The organism is Georgenia satyanarayanai, assembly GCF_900116375.1.
GTDB lineage: Bacteria > Actinomycetota > Actinomycetes > Actinomycetales > Actinomycetaceae > Oceanitalea > Oceanitalea nanhaiensis.
In genome coordinates, this window is the sequence record NZ_UETB01000013.1 from 85,488 (window position 1) to 104,045 (window position 18,558).

The 18,558-nt window shown below is 73.2% G+C and carries 13 protein-coding genes; 5 read left to right on the forward strand and 8 right to left on the reverse strand.

Annotation, left to right across the window (positions count from 1 at the left end; genetic code table 11):
• Positions 1–50 precede the first annotated feature (50 nt).
• Positions 51–4,298, forward strand: a complete 4,248-nt coding sequence (gene hrpA / locus DSZ44_RS14535) for an ATP-dependent RNA helicase HrpA (protein ID WP_258369547.1) — start codon at positions 51–53, stop codon at positions 4,296–4,298.
• A 136-nt stretch (positions 4,299–4,434) separates the two neighbouring features.
• Here hrpA and DSZ44_RS14540 read toward each other — a convergent pair whose 3' ends face one another.
• From DSZ44_RS14540 to DSZ44_RS18390, 4 genes are all read right to left on the reverse strand, one after another.
• Positions 4,435–7,194: an FtsX-like permease family protein gene (locus tag DSZ44_RS14540; RefSeq protein WP_110853354.1), complete on the reverse strand. Its 2,760-nt coding sequence runs from the start codon at positions 7,192–7,194 to the stop codon at positions 4,435–4,437.
• A complete protein-coding gene (locus DSZ44_RS14545; protein ID WP_110853355.1) occupies positions 7,194–7,937 on the reverse strand; it encodes an ABC transporter ATP-binding protein in 744 nt (247 codons plus the stop codon). The genes DSZ44_RS14540 and DSZ44_RS14545 overlap by 1 nt, the downstream gene beginning before the upstream one ends.
• Positions 7,934–8,509 carry a PadR family transcriptional regulator gene (locus tag DSZ44_RS14550; RefSeq protein WP_110853356.1) on the reverse strand — a complete coding sequence of 192 codons (576 nt, stop codon included), beginning with the start codon at positions 8,507–8,509 and terminating at the stop codon, positions 7,934–7,936. The genes DSZ44_RS14545 and DSZ44_RS14550 overlap by 4 nt, the downstream gene beginning before the upstream one ends.
• A gap of 88 nt (positions 8,510–8,597) precedes the next feature.
• A complete protein-coding gene (locus tag DSZ44_RS18390) occupies positions 8,598–9,161 on the reverse strand; it encodes a TetR/AcrR family transcriptional regulator (RefSeq protein ID WP_110853357.1) in 564 nt (187 codons plus the stop codon).
• A gap of 63 nt (positions 9,162–9,224) precedes the next feature.
• Between DSZ44_RS18390 and DSZ44_RS14560 the strand changes: the two genes are divergently transcribed.
• Both DSZ44_RS14560 and DSZ44_RS14565 read left to right on the forward strand, forming a co-directional pair.
• On the forward strand, positions 9,225–10,886 hold the full coding sequence (locus DSZ44_RS14560; RefSeq protein WP_110853358.1) for an FAD-dependent oxidoreductase: 1,662 nt from the start codon (positions 9,225–9,227) through the stop codon (positions 10,884–10,886).
• A 148-nt stretch (positions 10,887–11,034) separates the two neighbouring features.
• Positions 11,035–12,936: a SpoIID/LytB domain-containing protein gene (locus tag DSZ44_RS14565; RefSeq protein WP_110853359.1), complete on the forward strand. Its 1,902-nt coding sequence runs from the start codon at positions 11,035–11,037 to the stop codon at positions 12,934–12,936.
• Positions 12,937–13,023: 87 nt separating this feature from the next.
• On the opposite strand, the gene DSZ44_RS14570 is transcribed toward DSZ44_RS14565, so the two are convergent.
• Positions 13,024–14,100, reverse strand: coding sequence for an NAD(P)-binding domain-containing protein (locus DSZ44_RS14570; RefSeq protein ID WP_110853369.1), 1,077 nt, complete (start codon positions 14,098–14,100; stop codon positions 13,024–13,026).
• A gap of 166 nt (positions 14,101–14,266) precedes the next feature.
• Here DSZ44_RS14570 and DSZ44_RS14575 point away from each other — a divergent pair, with 166 nt between their 5' ends.
• Complete coding sequence (locus DSZ44_RS14575; protein ID WP_258369549.1) at positions 14,267–14,866, forward strand: GNAT family N-acetyltransferase; 600 nt, start codon at positions 14,267–14,269, stop codon at positions 14,864–14,866.
• A 4-nt stretch (positions 14,867–14,870) separates the two neighbouring features.
• Here the strand turns inward: DSZ44_RS14575 and DSZ44_RS14580 are convergent, their stop codons facing one another.
• From DSZ44_RS14580 to DSZ44_RS14590, 3 genes are all read right to left on the reverse strand, one after another.
• Positions 14,871–15,866 (reverse strand): Gfo/Idh/MocA family protein, encoded by a 996-nt coding sequence (locus DSZ44_RS14580; RefSeq protein ID WP_110853361.1) that lies wholly within the window; start codon positions 15,864–15,866, stop codon positions 14,871–14,873.
• 23 nt (positions 15,867–15,889) lie between these two features.
• Entirely contained in the window at positions 15,890–16,729 is an 840-nt protein-coding gene (locus DSZ44_RS14585; protein WP_110853362.1) for an endo alpha-1,4 polygalactosaminidase, read from the reverse strand.
• A 107-nt stretch (positions 16,730–16,836) separates the two neighbouring features.
• Positions 16,837–17,712, reverse strand: a complete 876-nt coding sequence (locus tag DSZ44_RS14590; RefSeq protein WP_220035212.1) for a MurR/RpiR family transcriptional regulator — start codon at positions 17,710–17,712, stop codon at positions 16,837–16,839.
• Positions 17,713–17,859: 147 nt separating this feature from the next.
• Between DSZ44_RS14590 and DSZ44_RS14595 the strand changes: the two genes are divergently transcribed.
• Positions 17,860–18,558: N-acetylmuramic acid 6-phosphate etherase (locus DSZ44_RS14595; RefSeq protein WP_146237575.1), on the forward strand; the 699-nt coding region annotated here is incomplete at its 3' end.

The following is an 18,558-nucleotide window of genomic DNA, read 5'->3' on the forward strand; positions in this document are numbered from 1 at the left end:
GGAGGAAACGAGGTGCCCCGGGCGGCGAGGATCGGCGAGAATGGTCGACCGTGACCACGGAGCGGGGCGCCGCGCAGCACGCCGACGGCGGAAGGCCGCCCAGGCGAGCCGACGACGGCGGACGCGGCGGACGCCGTCGTCGCTCCGGCGGACGCCGCCCGGCCGAGCACCGCGGCTACTCCCCCGAGCAGCTCGAGGCGCGCCGCGCCGCCGTCCCGACCATCACCTACCCCGAGCAGCTGCCCGTCTCCGCGCGCCGCGAGGAGATCGCCGCGGCGATCCGGGACCACCAGGTCGTCATCGTCTCCGGCGAGACCGGCTCGGGGAAGACGACCCAGCTGCCGAAGATCTGCCTCGAGCTGGGCCGCGGCGTCACCGGCACCATCGGGCACACCCAGCCCCGGCGCATCGCCGCCCGCACCGTCGCCGAGCGCATCGCCGAGGAGCTCGACGTCCAGCTCGGCGGGGCCGTCGGCTACCAGGTGCGCTTCACCGACGAGGTGGGCCCCACGACGCTCGTCAAGCTCATGACCGACGGCATCCTCCTCGCCGAGATCCAGCGCGACCCGATGCTGCGCCGCTACGACACGATCATCGTCGACGAGGCCCACGAGCGGTCCCTCAACATCGACTTCATCCTCGGCTACCTCGCCCGGCTGCTGCCCCGCCGCCCGGACCTCAAGGTCGTCATCACCTCGGCGACGATCGACTCCGCCCGTTTCGCCGCCCACTTCGGGAGCGAGGGCGAGGACGGCGAGCGCGTCCCGGCCCCCGTCGTCGAGGTCTCCGGGCGCACCTACCCCGTCGAGGTCCGCTACCGGCCCCTCGTGCCCGACACCGACGACGACGGCGAGGACGACGCACCCGCCGCCCGCGAGGAGGAGCTCGACCAGCCGACGGCCATCTGCCGCGCCGTCGACGAGCTCCTGGCCGAGGGGCCGGGCGACATCCTCGTCTTCCTCTCCGGCGAGCGGGAGATCCGGGACACCGACGTCGCCCTCGCCGAGCACCTGGGGCCGCGGTACGCGGGCCGGGCCAGCGCCGGCCAGCCCGGCGTCGTCGAGGTGATCCCGCTGTACGCGCGCCTGTCCGCCGCCGAGCAGCACCGGGTCTTCGAGCAGCACCGCCACCAGCGCGTGGTGCTCGCGACGAACGTCGCCGAGACCTCGCTGACGGTGCCGGGGATCCGTTACGTCGTCGACCCGGGCACGGCGCGCATCTCCCGCTACTCCAACCGCACCAAGGTGCAGCGGCTGCCGATCGAGGCGATCTCCCAGGCGAGCGCCAACCAGCGCTCGGGCCGCTGCGGCCGCGTGGCCGACGGCATCGCGATCCGGCTCTACTCGCGCACCGACTACGAGTCACGGCCCGAGTTCACCGAGCCGGAGATCCTCCGCACCTCCCTCGCCTCCGTCATCCTCCAGATGGCGGCGCTCGGCCTCGGTGACGTCGAGGACTTCCCCTTCGTCGACCAGCCCGACACCCGCGCCGTGCGCGACGGCGTCCAGCTCCTCGTCGAGATCGGCGCGCTCGAGGGCGCCGACGAGGACGCCCGCCCCGGCGGCGCCGGTCGCCACCGGCTCACCGCCGTGGGCCGCCAGCTCGCCCGCCTGCCCATCGACCCGCGGCTGGGCCGCATGCTGCTCGCCGCGCAGGAGAACGGCTGCGCGGCCGAGGTCATGGTCATCGTCGCGGCGCTGTCCGTGCAGGACGTGCGCGAGCGGCCCTCCGAGCACCAGCAGGCCGCGGACGCCAAGCACCGCCGCTTCACAGACCCGACCTCCGACTTCCTCGCCTACCTCAACCTGTGGCGCTACCTGCGCACCCAGCAGCGGGACCTGTCGGGCTCGGCCTTCCGGCGGCTGTGCCGGGCGGAGTTCCTCAACTACCTGCGGGTGCGCGAGTGGCAGGACGTCGTCAGCCAGCTGCGCCAGCTCGCCAAGCCGCTGGGCCTGACGATGCGCCCCCTCGCGCTGCCCCACGCGGACGACGTCGGGGAGGACGCCGCGGCGGCCGCCGTCGCCGTCGGGCAGTCCTCCGACGCCGCGAGCGCGGACGCGATCCACCAGTCGCTGCTCGTCGGGCTGCTGTCCAACCTCGGCAGCTACGACGAGCGGCGCCGGGAGTACGCCGGGGCGCGCGGGACGCGTTTCGTCGTGTGGCCGGGCTCGGGCCTGAGCAAGAAGGCCTACGACTGGGTGATGGCCGCGGAGCTCGTCGAGACCTCCCGGCTCTTCGCGCGCACCGCCGCGCGGATCCAGCCCGCGTGGGTGGAGCCGGCCGCGGCCCACCTGACGAAGAAGGTCCACTCCGAGCCGTACTGGTCCACCCGGCAGGGCGCGGCCATGGTCCACGAGAAGGTCCTGCTCTACGGGATGACGCTCGTCGCCGACCGCACCGTGCCGCTCGCGAGTGTCGGCACCGGCTCCGCCCGCGCGCTGGCCCGGGAGCTGTTCATCCGGCACGCGCTCGTCCAGGGCGAGTGGCGCACCCACCACACGTTCTGGAAGCGCAACCGTGCGCTGCTCGCCGAGGCCGAGGAGCTGGAGAACCGCACCCGGCGCCGGGACCTCGTCATCGACGAGAACGGCATCTACGACTTCTACGACGAGCGCCTGCCCGAGTCCGTCGTCAGCGCCCGCCACTTCGACTCGTGGTGGAAGAAGCACCGCCACGAGGAGCCCGAGCTGCTCGACTTCACCCGCGAGCTGCTCTTCGGCGGCGAGCCCGACGTCACCTCCGGCGACTTCCCCGACACGTGGAAGCAGGGCGACCTCACCCTGCCCCTCACCTACCAGTTCGAACCGGGCTCCGCGGCCGACGGCGTGACCGTCCACGTCCCGATCAGCGTGCTCGGGCGCCTGCGCCCCGACGGGTTCGACTGGCTCGTGCCCGGGCTGCTGCCCGACCTCGCCGTCGCGACGATCCGCTCGCTGCCCAAGAAGGTCCGCGTCCAGCTCGTGCCGGCACCCGACGTCGCGCGCGAGGTCCTCGCGCTGCTGCCCCCGTGGGCGGAGGTGGCCCCGGCCCCCTTCGGCGCGCCGTCCTTCCGGGAGGCCTTCACCGCCGCCGTCGCCATGGCGCGCGACGTGACGATCCCGCCCGACGCGTGGGACGAGGAGAAGCTGCCCTCCCACCTGCGCCTGACCTTCCGCGTCACCGACGACACGGGCAAGGTGCTCGGCGAGAGCACGTCCCTGCCGATGCTCCAGCGCCGGCTCGCTGCCCAGACCCAGGCCGCCGTGCGCAGCGCGGTCAAGGGTGCCGTCGCGCTGGCGATGGAGGAGGCGCGCGAGTCCGGCGGGGGCAAGCCGACGACGACGGCGCAGGCCGAGCCGTCGGGCGCCACACCCGCCGCGGGCGCACGTCCGTCCGCGCCGGCGCTGGCGGAGGAGCACGGGCTCACCGGGTGGCCGGCCGCCGGGACGATCCCCGCCCAGGTCGAGTCGACCGGCCCGCAGGGGCTGCTCGTGCGCGGGTACCCGGCGCTCGTCGAGGTGGCCACCGAGCGCGGCAAGGCGCCGCGGGTGGACCTCCTCGTCCTCGCCGACTCGCGCGAGCAGTCCCGGGCGCACCGGCGCGGCGTGCGGCGCCTGCTCCTGCAGGAGACCGCCCTGGCGAGCGGACGCGTGACGTCCCGCTGGACCGGCCGCGAGGCGCTCACCCTGGCGGCCAGCCCCTACCGCGACACCGAGTCCCTCGTGGAGGACGTCCAGCTGGCCGCCGTCACGGCGCTGGCCGACGAGTGGGTGGCCGCGCACGGCGGCCGCGAGCCGATGGACCCCGAGCGCTACACGCAGCTGCGCGACGCCGTCCGCGCTGGCCTCGAGGAGCGGGTCTACCGGGTGGTCGGGCAGGTGGTGGCTGCCCTGGAGGCACAGCGCGAGCTCGAGGCAGCGGTCAAGGAGGCGACCTCGATGTTCCTCCTCAACACCCTCACCGACGTCCGTGACCAGGCCGGTCGGATCATCTACCCGGGCTTCGTCTCGCGGACCCCGCCGGACCGCCTCGTCCACCTCCCGCGCTACCTGCGGGCCGCCCGCCGGCGGGTGGAGCGCGCCAAGGACAACGTCCACCAGGACGCGAACCTCGCCTGGCGGGTGGGCGAGCTGGAGGAGGAGTACGAGGCCGCCGCCTCCGCCGCGCGCCACGCGACCGCCGACCCCGCGCGCGCCGCCACACTGGAGGAGGTGCGCTGGCTCATCGAGGAGCTGCGCGTCAGCCTCTTCGCGCAGCAGCTCGGCACCCCGGTCAAGGTGAGCGAGAAGCGCATCCGCAAGCTGCTCGCGAGCGCCTGACCGCGCCGCCCGGGGCGCCGGTCCTGCCCACCGTCCCGCCGACATGGGATTCCGCCCGATCAACCTGCTCAATCGCGATCGGCTGCGTCGCAGGCGCCCTCCAACGCCTGCGACGCAGCCTGTCCTGAGTCGCGGACTACGCCGCGATCCGCCGCACCATAGGGAGCCGTGACCGCGTGAGGAGCCACGCGGCGGCCATGGCCAGCAGCGGAACGCCGAGCCCGATCGCGGCAACGGCCGGCCACGGGACGACGAGTTGCCAGTGCGGGTCCAACACCCCCCACTGGTGCCGCATCGCGATGACGACGACCGCCGCGAGCAGAAGCCCGGTGCCGGTCCCCAGCACACCGCCGACGAGTGTGAGCACGCCGGCCTGCGCCGCGGCAATACGCCGGCGGAGCCTTGGCGAGGCACCGACGGCCGCGAGGGTGGCCAGGTCCGGCCGCGTCTCCGTGTGGGCCAGCGCGATGCTCATCGTCGTCGCACCCAGCCCGACGACGAGAGCAGCACCGACGACGACCCAGACGGCGATCGACCCGCCTCCCGGCCCACGCTCGACACCGAGGTAGGACGTCTCGTCGAACCGGTAGAGGGCGTCGGACGCGGCAGCCTCCTCGGCTTCCGTGGGAATGCGGGAGGTCGCGGCGAGGAGTCCGACGGGCTCGCTGTGGAGGCCGAGCTCCTCGACCACCCGGGGCGGGAAGACCATGCCGAAGACGTCGTCCATCGGGCTGCCGCCAAGCTCTGCGGCGGTGGCCGGGAGCTCGTAGGTGTCGACCACGCCGGACTGGCCGGTGTCGACGTCCAGGTGGACCTTCCCGTCAGGATGAACCATGAGCTCGCTGGGAACCACGACCCGGCCCCGGGCAAGGGCCGCCGCGGCCTTCTGCCCCTCCGGGAAGCCAAGACTTGTCATCAGGGTGCCGTCGTCGACGAGGACCGCCCCGGTGAGCCTGGAGACGAGTGGCTGCGTCTGCTGCCACGCGCTGCGCTGGCAGCGCGGATCGTCAGCGTGCTCGACGAGCTCGGCGGTATCGGGGTCACTCAGCTCGTCCAGCGGGCACTCGGACTGGTCGCCCGGCCACCTCGTGACGAGATAGGCCGCCTGGTCGGCCGAGGGGCTGTCGGGATCTGCGAGCGCCGCCATGGTGGCGACGTGGACGTCCTCGACCGGGAGGGTCTGCCGCAAAACTGTCGTCAGCGTGGCCAGCTGGTCGGTGGTCACCGCAGCGACGGACTCCCAGGGCAGGAGGCCCGCGGTCACGGTTCCCTCGGGCCCCGACGCCAGGTACGTCGCCTCCTGCTGTGCCTCTGAGGAGGCGATGAACCCGGCCCCAGCGGTGGCACCTGCCAGCGCCGCGACGATGGCGGCGACCGCCGGGGCCGTGCGGGACCGTTGCCGTGCGGCGTCGCGCAGGGCGAAGCGACCGGCGACTCCCAGGCGCGGTGCCAGCCTGGCCAGGAGGGCGACGATACTGCCGGCCGTGGCCACGATGCCGATCTCGAGCGCGATGACCCCACCGACGACCAGGAAGGGCTGGGAGGCTCCGGCTCCGGCGAGCGCGGCGACGACACCCGCGGCCGCGAGCCCCGCGCCGGCGATCGGCACCCGGCGGCGAGGACGTGCCTCGGCGCGACGGCCGGCGATCGCCGCGACGACGTCCAGACGTTCGGCCTGCCGGGACGGCAGCCACGCGGCCGCCGTCGCGACGAGGGTGCCGAGCAGCACGATGGCGGGCAGCACGAGCCACGGCACCTGCAGGCCCGGGATCGTGGCGGGGCGCACGAGGTTGACGAGCCAGACGCCCATGGCGGTGAGCACCAGTCCGAGGACGACGGCGAGGACCGATGCGGCGAGTCCTGTCGTGACACCGCCGAGGAGGACCACCCGGCGCACGTCTCGTGCGCTGCCGCCGGTGGCCGCCACCATCGCCAGCTGACGACGGTTGCGCTGTGCGCCGACGGCGAAGGCGGGCCCGATGAGCAGCACCGCCTCGATGAGGGCGACGGCACCGACGGCACCGACGACGGCGACGGCACCGGCGTCCGCGCTGCCCGTCATGGACCCCGAGCCCAGCCCCTCCGGGTGAAGGACGACATACCTGCTGAGGACGAGCGAGCCGAGGGCGTTGATCTCCCGAACGTGCTCTGCCATGACCGGCTCGTCACCGAAGACGAACCAGCGCACCGGCATCGCGCCCCATCCCCCGGCACGTTCCCGGTCATCGGGCAGGGTGCCGGGTAGTGCCAGGACTGGGGCGGCCTGGAAGGCCGGCTCGAGGATGCCGACCACCGTGCCGGTCACCGGCTGCGGCCCGCCGACCTCGACGGCGAGCGGGTCACCGACACCGACGGCGAAGGTCTCGGCGGTGCCGTGGTCGAGAAGGAGCTCACCTGGCGCGCGCGGCATGGAACCCACCGCCAATGGCGTGGAGACGACCTGGGTGAGGCGGTCGGGCGGCAGCTCGAGGATCTCGGCGTAGCTCGGCCGGGCGCGCTCCTCGCTCGTGGCCATGCCACCGCCCAGGCCCGCACGGACGAGCACGCTTCCCGCTGGCAGGACGGCCGCGACCGCATCTTCGTGCTCCTCGACACTCGGCGGCTCCGGGTCTACCGACCCGAAGGTCGACCACCCCCCGTAGTGCCCGAGCGGCCCCTGCTCGACACCCTCGTCGTACCACCCGGTGACCTCCGCCTGGGCGACCTCGCCGAGCCGCTCCGAAACGACCTGCTCGGGACTGGGGTCGAGCGACGAGAGGAGCGTGCCACCGGCGGTCCCGACGAGGAGCGGGAGCCCGATCATGGTGGCCACGAGCGCCGTGCGGCCCTTCGCCCGTCTCGCATCACGCGCCGCGATGCGTCCGGCGGCGCGCAGCGCCACCAGGCGGCGGCCCATCAGTGCCCGTCCGTAGCGCTCAACAGGGACTCCGGCTCCGCCAGCTCACCGGTGGAGTCGATGACCACGCCGTCGCGAATGAAGATCGTCCGGTCCGCCCAGGCGGCGTGGCGCGCCTCGTGGGTGACGAGCAGCCCACCCGCACCGGCGTCGACGCGTGCACGCAGGAGCCGCAGGACATCCTCCCCGGTGGCCGAGTCGAGTGCCCCGGTCGGCTCGTCAGCCAGCACGAGACGACGCGGGCCCACGAATGCGCGGGCAATCGCCACTCGCTGGCGCTGACCTCCGGACATCTCGTCGGGGAAACGGTCGGCAAGGTCCGCCATGCCCACCTCATCCAGCGCCGTGCGAGCCTCCTTGCGGGCGGTGCGCAACGGGACGCCGTCGAGCTCGCGTGGCAGCGAGACGTTCTCGAGCCCGGTGAGAGCCGGAATGAGGTTGAAGTCCTGGAACACGTAGCCGATGGAGCGCCGTCGGAGCCTGGCGCGCGCCTTCTGGTCGAGACTGGCGATGTCGTGCCGGCCGAGGTTCACGGTGCCCTCGGTCGGGGTGTCGAGACCGCCGGCGATGTTGAGCAGGGTCGACTTGCCGGAGCCGGAGGCCCCCATGATGGCCACCAGCTCACCGATCCGGACGTCGAGGTCAACCCCGCGCAGGGCGCGGACCGCGGTGGCCCCGGAGCCGTGCACGCGACTCACGCCGCGCAGGCTGAGCAGGACCGGCCGGGGGTCCGCTGCACTCACGACCGTGCCTCCTGCGTCTCCTCGGTCGCGGCACGGTCGGCGGGTCGCCGCTCCGTCCGTGTCCGCGCGGCGCGGACGACTTTCGCCTCGACGTGATCCAGCCACCGCAGCTCCGCCTCGAGGGTGAAGATCAGGTGGTCGAGGACGAGGCTCCACGCGAGATCGTCACCGGTGGTCCGGTGCAGCCGGGTGTACTCGTGCAGGGAACGCATCGACTCGCGCCGCTGACGCTGGACGAGGTCGAGGACATCGACGCCCTCCGCGGTGGCCGCCAGTGCGAGCTTGATGACGAGCTCGTCCCGGGCCGGGGTGCCGCGCGAGACCGGCGTGGTCCACCACGCGGCGGCGGCATCGGCACCGGTCGCCGTGAGCCGGAAGCGCTCCACCTCGCCACCATCGTCCGCGCAGGTCTCCACCAGGCCGTCCCGCACCAGGCGCTGGACCGTCGTATAGACCTGCCCGATGTTGAGTGGCCAGGTCCCGCCGGTGCGCTCCTCGAACTGCTGCTTGAGCTGGTAGGTGTGCATAGGCCCGTCGACGAGAAGGGCGAGCAGACCGTGCCGCACGGACATGACACTCCTTGGTTACTGAGTAAGTACCGCTGAGGTTACTCGGTAACCAGCGCGTGTCAATGAGTGCGCGTTCGCAGCCGGGCCACGCTCAGATGCGCCATCGGCTCAGGACGAGGTCACGCACCCGCTCGACGTCGGCCCGCCTCCCCGCGTCCCCGCGGGCGGTGGCCGCGACGCCGTAGATCATCCGCAGCGCCAGGCCGACGTCGTCGACGGTGACACGCGAAGCGACGCGACCCGCCTCCTGGCCGCGCGCCAGAGGCGTGGTGAGGAGCCGTGCCAGGCGCTCGTCACCGTCGTACTCCTCGACGACGCCGCGGGCTCCGACGACCAGCTCGACGAAGCCGACCGACTCGACCATGAGCTCGACGATCCGCTCGAAGAAGCGCTCGAAGACGTCGGGGTCGGTCCGCGCAGAGAGCGCCTCGAGCTCGGCGAAGTTCTCCTCGAAGACGGCGAAGGCGAGGTCGAGACGCCGCGGGAAGTGCCGGTAGAGCACCCCCTGCCCGACGCCGGCCTCACGCGCGATCGCGCTCAGCGGGACGTTGTACCCCTTGTCGGCGAAGAGGTCGCGTGCCGCCCGGAGCAGGGCGCGCCGGTTGTCGGCGGCCGCTGCCGGACCTCGGTTGCCTCCGCGGGCCGTAAGCGCCATGCTCGCATCATAGGAACCGGACAGTTGTGTCCGGTCTACCTGTCCCGACTGGAGGGAGCAAAGATGACCACCTTTGACCACACCTACGACGTCGTCGTCGTCGGTAGCGGAGCCGCGGGAATGGCCACGGCGCTGGGCGCGGCCGACAAGGGCCTGCGCGTCCTCATGCTGGAGAGCACGGACAAGTGGGGCGGCAACACCGCGATGTCCGGCGGCGGCATGTGGCTGCCGAACAACCCCCTCATGGCGCGCGACCGCGTCAGCGACTCCCGCGAGGAGGCGCTGGAGTACCTGGAGGCCACCATCGGCGACGCAGGCCGCGCGACCAGCCGCGAGCGCAAGGAAGCCTTCGTGGACGGCGTCGCCGACTTCGTCGACACCGCGGAGAAGTACGGGATCGAGCTCGTCCGGGCACCCGACTACGCCGACTACTACCCCGAGCTGCCCGGCGGCAAGATCGGCCGCGGCCTGGAGGTCAAGCCCTTCGACGCCAAGCGCATCGGGGACTGGTGGAGGACCAGCCAGTCGCCCATCCCGTTGCCCGCCAAGACCGACGACGTGTGGCTGCTCGGCCGCGCCTGGTCCACCCCGGGCGGCTTCGTCCGCGGCGCCCAGTTCGTGTTCCGCGCGCTCGGCGGCCTCCTCACGGGCAAGAAGCTCGCAGGGATCGGGGCGGGCTGGACGGCAGCCTTCCTCGACGTCGTCGTCCAGAAGCTCGGTACGGAGCTGTGGCTCGGCTCCCCGCTCGAGGAGCTCGTCGTCGAGGACGACCGCGTCGTCGGCGTCCGGACGACGCGCGAGGGCAAGGCGGTGACCGTCCGAGCGACGCACGGCGTCATGCTCGCGGCCGGGGGCTTCGACCAGAACGTCGAGTGGCGGCGCAAGCACCACGGCATCGACGGCGCTCCCTCCGGCGCCCCGGGCAACCTCGGCAAGCCCATCGACATCGCGGCGCGGGCGGGGGCGGCCCTCGAGCTCATGGACGACGCCTGGTGGGGTGCCTCGATCGAGGCGCTGCCCGGCGGCTCGCCGTCCTTCATCGTCGGCGAGCGGTCCTTCCCCTACTCGATCATCGTCGACTCCACCGGCGAGCGGTTCGCCAACGAGTCGGAGTCCTACGTCGACCTCGGCCACCACATGCTCGAGCACGACAAGGACGGCCCGTACTGGATGGTCTCCGACGTCCGTCACGCACGCCGCTACCTGCGCACCTACGCCATGGACCCGCGGGCGAACAAGAAGATGCAGGACGCCGGGATCATGATCAAGGCCGACACCCTCGAGGAGCTCGCGGCCAGGATGGGCGTGGACAAGGAGCGCTTCGCCGCGACGGTCCGCCGCTTCAACGGCTTCACCCGTTCCGGCATCGACGGTGACTTCGGCCGAGGCAACTCCGCCTACGACCGCTACTACAGCGACCCGACCGTGCGTCCCAACCCGAACCTCGGCCCGATCGAGAAGGGCCCGTTCACGGCCTTCAAGCTCGTCGTCGGGGACCTGGGCACCAAGGGCGGTGTCGTGACCGACGCCGACGGGCGCGCGCTGCGGGAGGACGGCTCCGTCATCGAGGGCCTGTACTCGGCCGGCAACAACTCCGCCTCCGTCATGGGCCGGACCTACCCCGGGCCGGGGTCCACCATCGGCCCGGCCGCCGTGTTCGGGATGCGCGCCGCCCGGCACATGGCCACGGTCGGTGCCCGACAGACGGCGACGACGGCACGCTGATCCGCCGCCTCGTCGCCTGACCGGGTGGTCCCCCGGGGCACCTGCCCTGCCCCGGGGGGCCATCCGCTGCCGAGGGGGCAGACGGACGCCCGTGCGGGCGGATACGCTCGCTCAGAGACACCCGCTCCTGAACTTTGCCGAGGCCGCCATGCGTTCCGTCCGTCACCTGCTCTCCTCCGCCCTGGCGGCGGCTCTCACGCTCGGGGTGGTGGTCGGCCTGCCGACCGCAGCCTCCGCGGACGAGACCTACCCGCGCCCGGGCTCGGGCTCCTGGGAGATCCAGGGTCGCGGCTGGGGCCACGGCATCGGCATGTCCCAGTGGGGCGCGCAGGGCGCGGCCCTGCAGGGCCTGACCCACCGCCAGATCCTCGGGTTCTACTACCCCGGGACCGCCGTCGGCTCGGTGAGGAACAACCCGCTGGACGTGCGGCTCATGGCCCACCAGAACACCGACTCGGTGCGGCTGTGGGCGCCGCAGGGGGCGAACCGGCTCCAGGTCGCGGGCGCGGGCAACACGACCCGCTCCTACGCGGGCGGGTACGTCACCGTCGACCGCGCGGACGACAACCGGTTCTGGGTCCGACACAGCGGCGGTGCGGTCCACGCCTTCACGGCCACCGAGCTGACCGTCACCGCCCGCAACGCCGACAACAACAACGTCGGGGCGGTCGTCGGCTCCAGCTCCACGCGCGGCACCTGGTACCGCGGGACGATCCAGCTCGTCCGGGAGAACAGCACGCTCTTCGACGTGCGCAACCACGTGGCGCTGGAGCAGTACCTGCGTGGCGTCGTCCCCCGGGAGGTCCCGGCGTCCTGGCACACCCAGGCGCTGCGCGCCCAGAGCGTCGCGGCCCGCAGCTACGTGCTCGCCGAGATCGCCGGGAACTCTGCCGGCCTCACCTGTGACACCACGCAGTGCCAGGTCTACGGCGGCCGCGCCACCGTCGACCGTGACGGCGACGTCCTCACCGCTCACGACCACCCCCGCACGGACGCCGCGGTCGCCGACACCGCCGGCGAGGTGCGCACCTACGGCGGCTCCGTCGCCTTCACCCAGTTCTCCTCGACGAACGGCGGGTGGACGAAGGCCAGCACCCGCCCCTACCTCGTCGCCAAGCCCGACCCCTACACCGGCACCGCTCCCGGTGACACCCGCACGACATGGACCGACCGGCTGAGCGTGGGCACCGTCGAGGCCTACTGCCCGAGCAACGGACGCCTGCGCAACCTCGTCATCACCGAGCGCGACGGGAACGGCGCCTTCGGCGGCCGCATCACCGAGGCCCGGGTGGAGTGCAGCACCGGCAACCGCACGCTGACCAACCTCCGATTCGACCTGTTCAGCGAGTGGTGGCGCGTCACCCCGCCGCCCACCGGCTTCTTCCTGTCCAACACCCTCGGCGCCGAGGCGGAGATCGTCTTCCAGTACGGCCGCGACGACGACGAGGTCCTCATCGGTGACTGGGACGGCAACCGCACCGACACCATCACCATGCGCCGCGGCAAGATCTTCCACGTGAGCAACTCCCTGCGCGCCGGCGGTGCGGACTACTCCTTCCCCTACGGGCGCGCGAACGACGTCATCCTCATCGGCGACTGGAACGGGGACGGGCGCGACTCCATCGCCGTGCGCCGCGGCCGTGAGTACCACATCCGCAACGACAACCGCCCGGGGGACGCTCAGCGCGTCATCACCTACGGGCACGCGGACGACGACGTCCTCGTGGGGGACTGGAACGGCGACGGGCGCGACACGCTCGCCGTGCGCCGCGGCTCCGTCTACCACGTGAAGAACTCCCTCACCGGTGGTGACGCCGACTCCGTCATCAGCTACGGCCGGGCGGACGACGACGTCATCGTCGGGGACTGGAACGGCAACGGGCGCGACACCTTCGGCGTACGTCGCGGCAACGTCTACCACCTGAAGAACTCGATCAGCGGCGGTGACGCCGACCGCGTCGTCGCCTTCGGCCGCGCCACCGACGAGGTGCTCGTCGGTGACTGGAACGGCGACCGCCGCGACACCCTCGGCCTGCGCCGCCTCGGCTGAGGCGTCGGGGCGGCCGGCACCACCGGCCGCCCCACCAGCCCTCCGCCGGCAGCTCTCCTCCCGCACGGCGGCACGGGTCGTTTGCGGCTAGTCCTGCGCGAGCAGCGTGTCGATCTCCCGCACGGCGTCCCGCCCGGCGCGGTTGGCGCCGATCGTCGACGACGACGGCCCGTACCCGACGAGGTGCACGCGCGGCTCGTCGGCCACCCGCGTGCCGTCCATGACGATCCCGCCGCCCGGCCCGCGCAGACGCAGCGGGGCGAGGTGGCTCAGCTGGGGACGGAAGCCGGTCGCCCACAGGATGACGTCGGCGGCCTGCACGGTGCCGTCCGCCCAGCGCACGCCGTCGGGCACGATCCTCGTGAACACGGGCCGGCGGTCCAGGGCACCGCGCCGCGCGGCCGCCCGCAGCGCCGGCGTCCACAGCAGCCCGGTCACGCTCACCACCGAGCGCGGCGGCAGACCGGCGCGCACCCGCTCCTCGACCATGGCGACCGCTCGGCGTCCCTCGTCGGGGCCGAACGGGCCGTCCCGCCAGACGGGCTCACGGCGGGTCACCCACGTCGTCGAGGTGACCTGGGAGATCTCGTCGAGGAGCTGGACGGCGGAGATCCCGCCGCCCACGACGACGACGTGCCGGCCGCGGAACTCCTCGGCGCTCCCGTAGTCCGCGGTGTGGAGCTGGCGTCCGGTGAAGGTCTCCTGCCCGGGGTAGCTCGGCCAGTACGGCCGGTTCCACGTGCCGGTGGCGTTGACGACCGCCCGCGTCAGCCAGGTGCCGCGGTCGGTGCGCACCCGCAGCAGGCCGCGGGGGTCCTCATCCGTCCGCTCCACGGCCTCGACCCGGACCGGGCGGACGACGGGCAGGTCGAAACGCTCCTCGTACCGCGAGAAGTACCGCGGCAGCGCGGTGTTCGACGGCTCGCACGCGTCGGGCGGGTCCTGCTCCATGCCGGGCAGGTCGTGGATGCCGTTGACGGTCGCCATGCGCAGCGAGTCCCAGCGGTGGCGCCACGCGCCGCCCGGGCCCTCCTCGCCGTCGAGCACGACGAAACCGCGCGGACGCGTCTCCGGTGCGGGCCGGTAGCCGCGCCGCTGCAGGTGGTAGGCCGCCGACAGCCCCGCCTGCCCCGCCCCGATGACGACGACGTCGGCCGTGTGCACGGTCTCGCCGTGCGCACGGGCACGCTCGGTCTGGAGGAGGACGGGGGGCACGCCGGTGACAACACACCGGCCCGCCACTTCCTTCCGTGACGCCCGCCCCTCCCCCGCCCCGCACCTTCGCACCTGGTCGCCTTCAACGACAGCGGGGGTCTCTAGGATGCGTCACGTGAGCTTCTCCGTCGCCGTTCCCCTTGCTGGCGCGCTCGTCACGCTCGAGCCGCTGCGCCTCGACCACGCGGACGAGCTGGCCGTGGCCGTGCAGGACGGGCGCCTTCACGAGCTCTGGTACACCCGTGTCCCCTCACCTGACGCGATGCACGACGACGTCGCGGCCCGGTTGGCCCAGCACGCCGCCGGCCGCGTGGTGCCGTGGGTGCTGCGGCGCAACGCCGACGGCGCCGCCCTCGGCGTCACGACGTTCCTCAACATCCGCGAGGACAACCGCCGGCTGGAGATCGGCTCGACGTGGATCGCCGCGAGCGCCCAGGGCACCGGGGTCAACACCGAGGCCAAGCTGCTCCAGCTCAGCCACGCCTTCGACACGCTCGGCTGCATCGCCGTCGAGCTGCGCACCCACTGGCACAACCACCGCTCCCGCCGCGCGATCGCCGCGCTCGGAGCGAAGCAGGACGGCGTGCTGCGCAACCACGACGTGTGGCGCGACGGCACCGTCCGGGACGTCGTCGTCTTCTCGGTGATCGACCGGGAGTGGCCCACCGTGCGGCTCGGGCTCACGGAGCGGCTGCGCGCGCTCGGCGCGCGCTGACGCCTCAGGGCAGCGCGATGCCGTTCGCGGCGCGGTAGTCGGCGAGCACGGCGTCGACGACGCGGGCGGTGCGGACCGCGCTGCGCCCCGTGCTCGGGGACGTGCCGTGACCGGTGAGCTCGTCCACCACGGTCTGGATGAGCGGCAGCTGGACGGTGGCCGGGTAGGGCGCCTCGATGCGGCGCTCCCCGTCGGCGGTGGTGAGGAGGATCGGCTCCTGGCCGAAGGTCGAGAACTGCAGCGACCCGGCCGTGCCGAGGATGCGGACCTCGTCGCGCTGCTCCTGGGTGCCGTAGCTCCACAGGCCGCTGCCGAGCGCCCCGGACTCCAGCTGGAATGACGCACTGACGACGTCCTCCGCGAGCGTCGCCCGGCCGAAACGAGCGGCGTGCCCGGTGACCTTCGTGACCGGCCCCAGGAGGTGGTCGAGGAGGTCGAGGGTGTGGGAGGCGAGGTCGACGAAGTGCCCGCCCCCACTCACCTCGGGCCGCACCCTCCAGGGCGCGTCCGCGCCGTCGTCGATGACGGCCGGCTTGGACGCGTGGACCGCGACGGCGTGGACGGTGCCGATGACGCCGTCGTCAAGCATCTTCTTGACGGTGACGAAGCGCGGCATGGCGCGGCGGTAGTAGGCGACGAACAACGGCAGACCGGTGCGCTCGGCGGCAGCGATCATGTCCTCGCACTCGGCGGTGGTGCGGGCCATCGGCTTCTCGACGTAGACGGGCTTGCCGGCCTCGAGGACCCGGACCGCGTAGTCACGGTGGGAGTCGGGCGGGGTGGCGACGTAGACGGCGTCGACCTCGTCGTCGTGGATGAGGGCGTCGGCGTCGTCGTACCAGCGCGGGACGCCGTGGCGGCGGGCGTAGTCCGCGGCCTTCTCAGCGTCACGGCGCATGACCGCGACGAGCGTGGAGCGCTCGGCCTGCTGGAAGCCGGGCCCGCTCTTGACCTCGGTGACGTTGCCGACGCCGATGATGCCCCACCGCACTGTCTCCACCCGCGTGATGGTAGCGGTGGGGGCTACGTCGTCGGACAGTGCCGGCGGACGTACCCCTCGGTCGCCGGCCCGACGAGGCGGCGGTCACGCAGGACGGTGAGCGGCGCACGCTCGGGAGCCGCGCACAGCTCGTCGAGCGAGAGGTCGCCGTCGTCGTACTCGACCTGCAGGACGTGGGCGCCGTAGACCGCCCGGTAGGCACCGCACTCCTCGAACGCCGCGCACTCCTCGACGACCGCGAGGTCGAACCCGACCTCGTCGCGGCCGACGGCGCCGAGCTCCGCCGCGTTCTTCTGCGCGATCGCGAGCCCGGCGGCGTGCGCCCGGTCCGCGTACTTCCGGGCGAGGGCGAGCGCGCCGGAGCGCTCCACGCCGTCGAAGCGGAGGAAGGTGTCGAGGTTGTCGATCTCGACGGCGTCGAACCCCGCCTCCGCGCACCCGTCGATCAGCACGCCCACGACGGCGACGATGTCCTCGCGCTGCCCGGGCGTGGACGGGTCGAGCACGGCCTCGTCAGGCCAGTCGGGGTCGATGACCGGTGCGCCGTCGTCCTCGCGCAGGAGCGCCTCAGGGCGGAGGCGCTCCCAGTCGGGCAACGTGCCGGGCTGGGTCTGGAAGCCGTTGACGTAGCAGACGTTGTAGGCGCCCTCGAGGGGGTCGGCCGCCGCATCGCGCACCACGACGTCGAGCTCCCCCGGCTCGCCGTACGCCGCCCCGAGCTGGTAGTCGAAGGCGCCCGAGGTGGGCGGGAGCGGGGCGGAGGTCCCGCTGTCGCGAGCGATGTCGTCGGGTGAGGTGGGCCCGGCGCACGAGGCCAGGACGAGTCCGGCCGCGAGGGCGGCGACGGCCGGCACGGTGCGCATCTGTGGATGCTAGACCGGCGCGTCGCACCTTCCCGCACCGCCGGCGTCCGTCACCACGCTGCCCGGGTGGCCGGCCGTCCCTGCGAACCTGCCGGGAGGGCGCGGGGCTACAGGTCGGCGACGGCCTTGAAGCTGGCGTCGAGTGCGGAGCGGGTGGCGGTCATGTCCCGCATCGCCACGCCCACGAAGACGCAGTCGACGACGACGAGCTGGGCGATCCGGCTCGCCATCGCGCCCGAGCGGAAGGTCGTCTCCCGGGTGGTCGTCACGAGCGCGATGTCGGCGGTCTGCGCGAGCTTGGAGCCCGGGTGGTTGGTGAGGGCGATCGTCGTCGCGCCCTGCTCGGCGGCGAGGCGGGTGGGAGCGATCGCGTCGGGCGTGCTGCCGGAGTGGGAGACGGCGATGACGACGTCGCCCGGGCCCCGCAGGGACACCGCGGTGAGCGCGGCGTGGCGGTCGTGGTGGTCGACGGCGCTGAGCCCCAGGCGCGAGAGCTTTTGGCACAGGTCCATCGCCGTGACGCCGCTCGCCCCGACGCCGATGATGTCGATGCGCCGGGCCCCGACGAGCGCGTCGACCGCCGCCTCGAGGGCCGGGATGTCAAGCATCGCGGTGGTGTCCTCGACGGCGCGCGCGTCGGCGTAGCCAATCTTCGCGACCACCTGCTCGAGGGTGTCCCCGGCGTCGAGCGTGCCGGAGATCGGGCCGCGGGCGGTGCGGCCCTCCTCGATGCCGGCCGCCTTGGCCAGCGCGAGGCGCAGCTGCGGGTAGCCGGAGAAGCCCATCCGCTTGGCGAAGCGCACGACCGTCGGCGCGGACGTCCGGCAGCGCTCGGCGAGCGCCGTGATGGACTCGCGCGCCACCGAGGTCGGGTCGGCGACGACCGCCTCCCCCACGCGCCGCTCGGCGGGGCGCAGCTCGGGCAGCAGCGCGCCGATCCGGCTCACGAGTGCGGCGCCGTCGGGCGGGGCAGCCTCGGCCATGGTGACCATCCTTCGTCGATGAAAGTAACTTTGCATGAATCGTACAAGGACGTAACTCCTTGACATCCCCCCGACGAGGCGGCATCGTCCTCGGGAGCAAGACTGTCACGGGCCCAGCGCCGGGAGCACCACCGAACAGGAGTCGCGATGTCGCCAGGAGAGGGCACCCGCTGGGGTGTCACCGTCGACTCGCCCACCGAGGAGCGCAACCCCCGCACCGTCGACCTCGACGTCGTCGACACCCTCGAGCTGCTCGCCCTCATCAACGCCGAGGACCGGCTCGTCCCGGACGCCGTCGCCGCCAGCCTCCCGAACCTCGCCCGCCTCGTCGACGGCGCGACCGAGCGGGTCCGCGCCGGCGGCACCGTCCACTACGTCGGGGCCGGCACGAGCGGACGCCTCGGCGTGATCGACGCCGCCGAGCTGCTGCCGACGTTCCGGCTCGAGGAGGGGGTCGTCACCGCCCACCTCGCCGGAGGACCGCCCGCCATCGTGCGCGCCGCGGAGAACGTCGAGGACGACCGCGGCGCGGGTGCCGACGCCGTCGCCGACGTGTGCGAGCAGGACGTCGTCGTCGGTCTGGCGGCGTCCGGGCGCACCCCGTACGTGGCCGGCGCGCTCGCCCACGCCCGCGAGCGCGGCGCCCTCACCGCCCTCGTCACCTCCAACCCGCGCGCGCTGCTCCTCGACGACGTCGACGTCCCGATCGTCCTCGAGACCGGCCCCGAGGCGCTGACCGGCTCCACCCGGATGAAGTCGGCCACCGCGCAGAAGCTTGTCCTGCACAGCTTCTCGACGGCGCTCATGGTCCGCCTCGGGCGGACCTGGTCCAACCTCATGGTCTCG

Bases quoted from the DNA above. Each gene is read 5' to 3' on its own strand.
- DSZ44_RS14540 (WP_110853354.1), bottom strand. From the start codon at position 7,194: ATGGGCCGCCGCCTGGTGGCGCTGCGCGCCGCCGGACGCATCGCGGCG.
- DSZ44_RS14550 (WP_110853356.1), bottom strand. From the start codon at position 8,509: ATGTCCGTGCGGCACGGTCTGCTCGCCCTTCTCGTCGACGGGCCTATG.
- DSZ44_RS18390 (WP_110853357.1), bottom strand. From the start codon at position 9,161: ATGGCGCTTACGGCCCGCGGAGGCAACCGAGGTCCGGCAGCGGCCGCC.
- DSZ44_RS14560 (WP_110853358.1), top strand. From the start codon at position 9,225: ATGACCACCTTTGACCACACCTACGACGTCGTCGTCGTCGGTAGCGGA.
- DSZ44_RS14565 (WP_110853359.1), top strand. From the start codon at position 11,035: ATGCGTTCCGTCCGTCACCTGCTCTCCTCCGCCCTGGCGGCGGCTCTC.
- DSZ44_RS14585 (WP_110853362.1), bottom strand. From the start codon at position 16,729: ATGCGCACCGTGCCGGCCGTCGCCGCCCTCGCGGCCGGACTCGTCCTG.
- DSZ44_RS14590 (WP_220035212.1), bottom strand. From the start codon at position 17,712: ATGGCCGAGGCTGCCCCGCCCGACGGCGCCGCACTCGTGAGCCGGATC.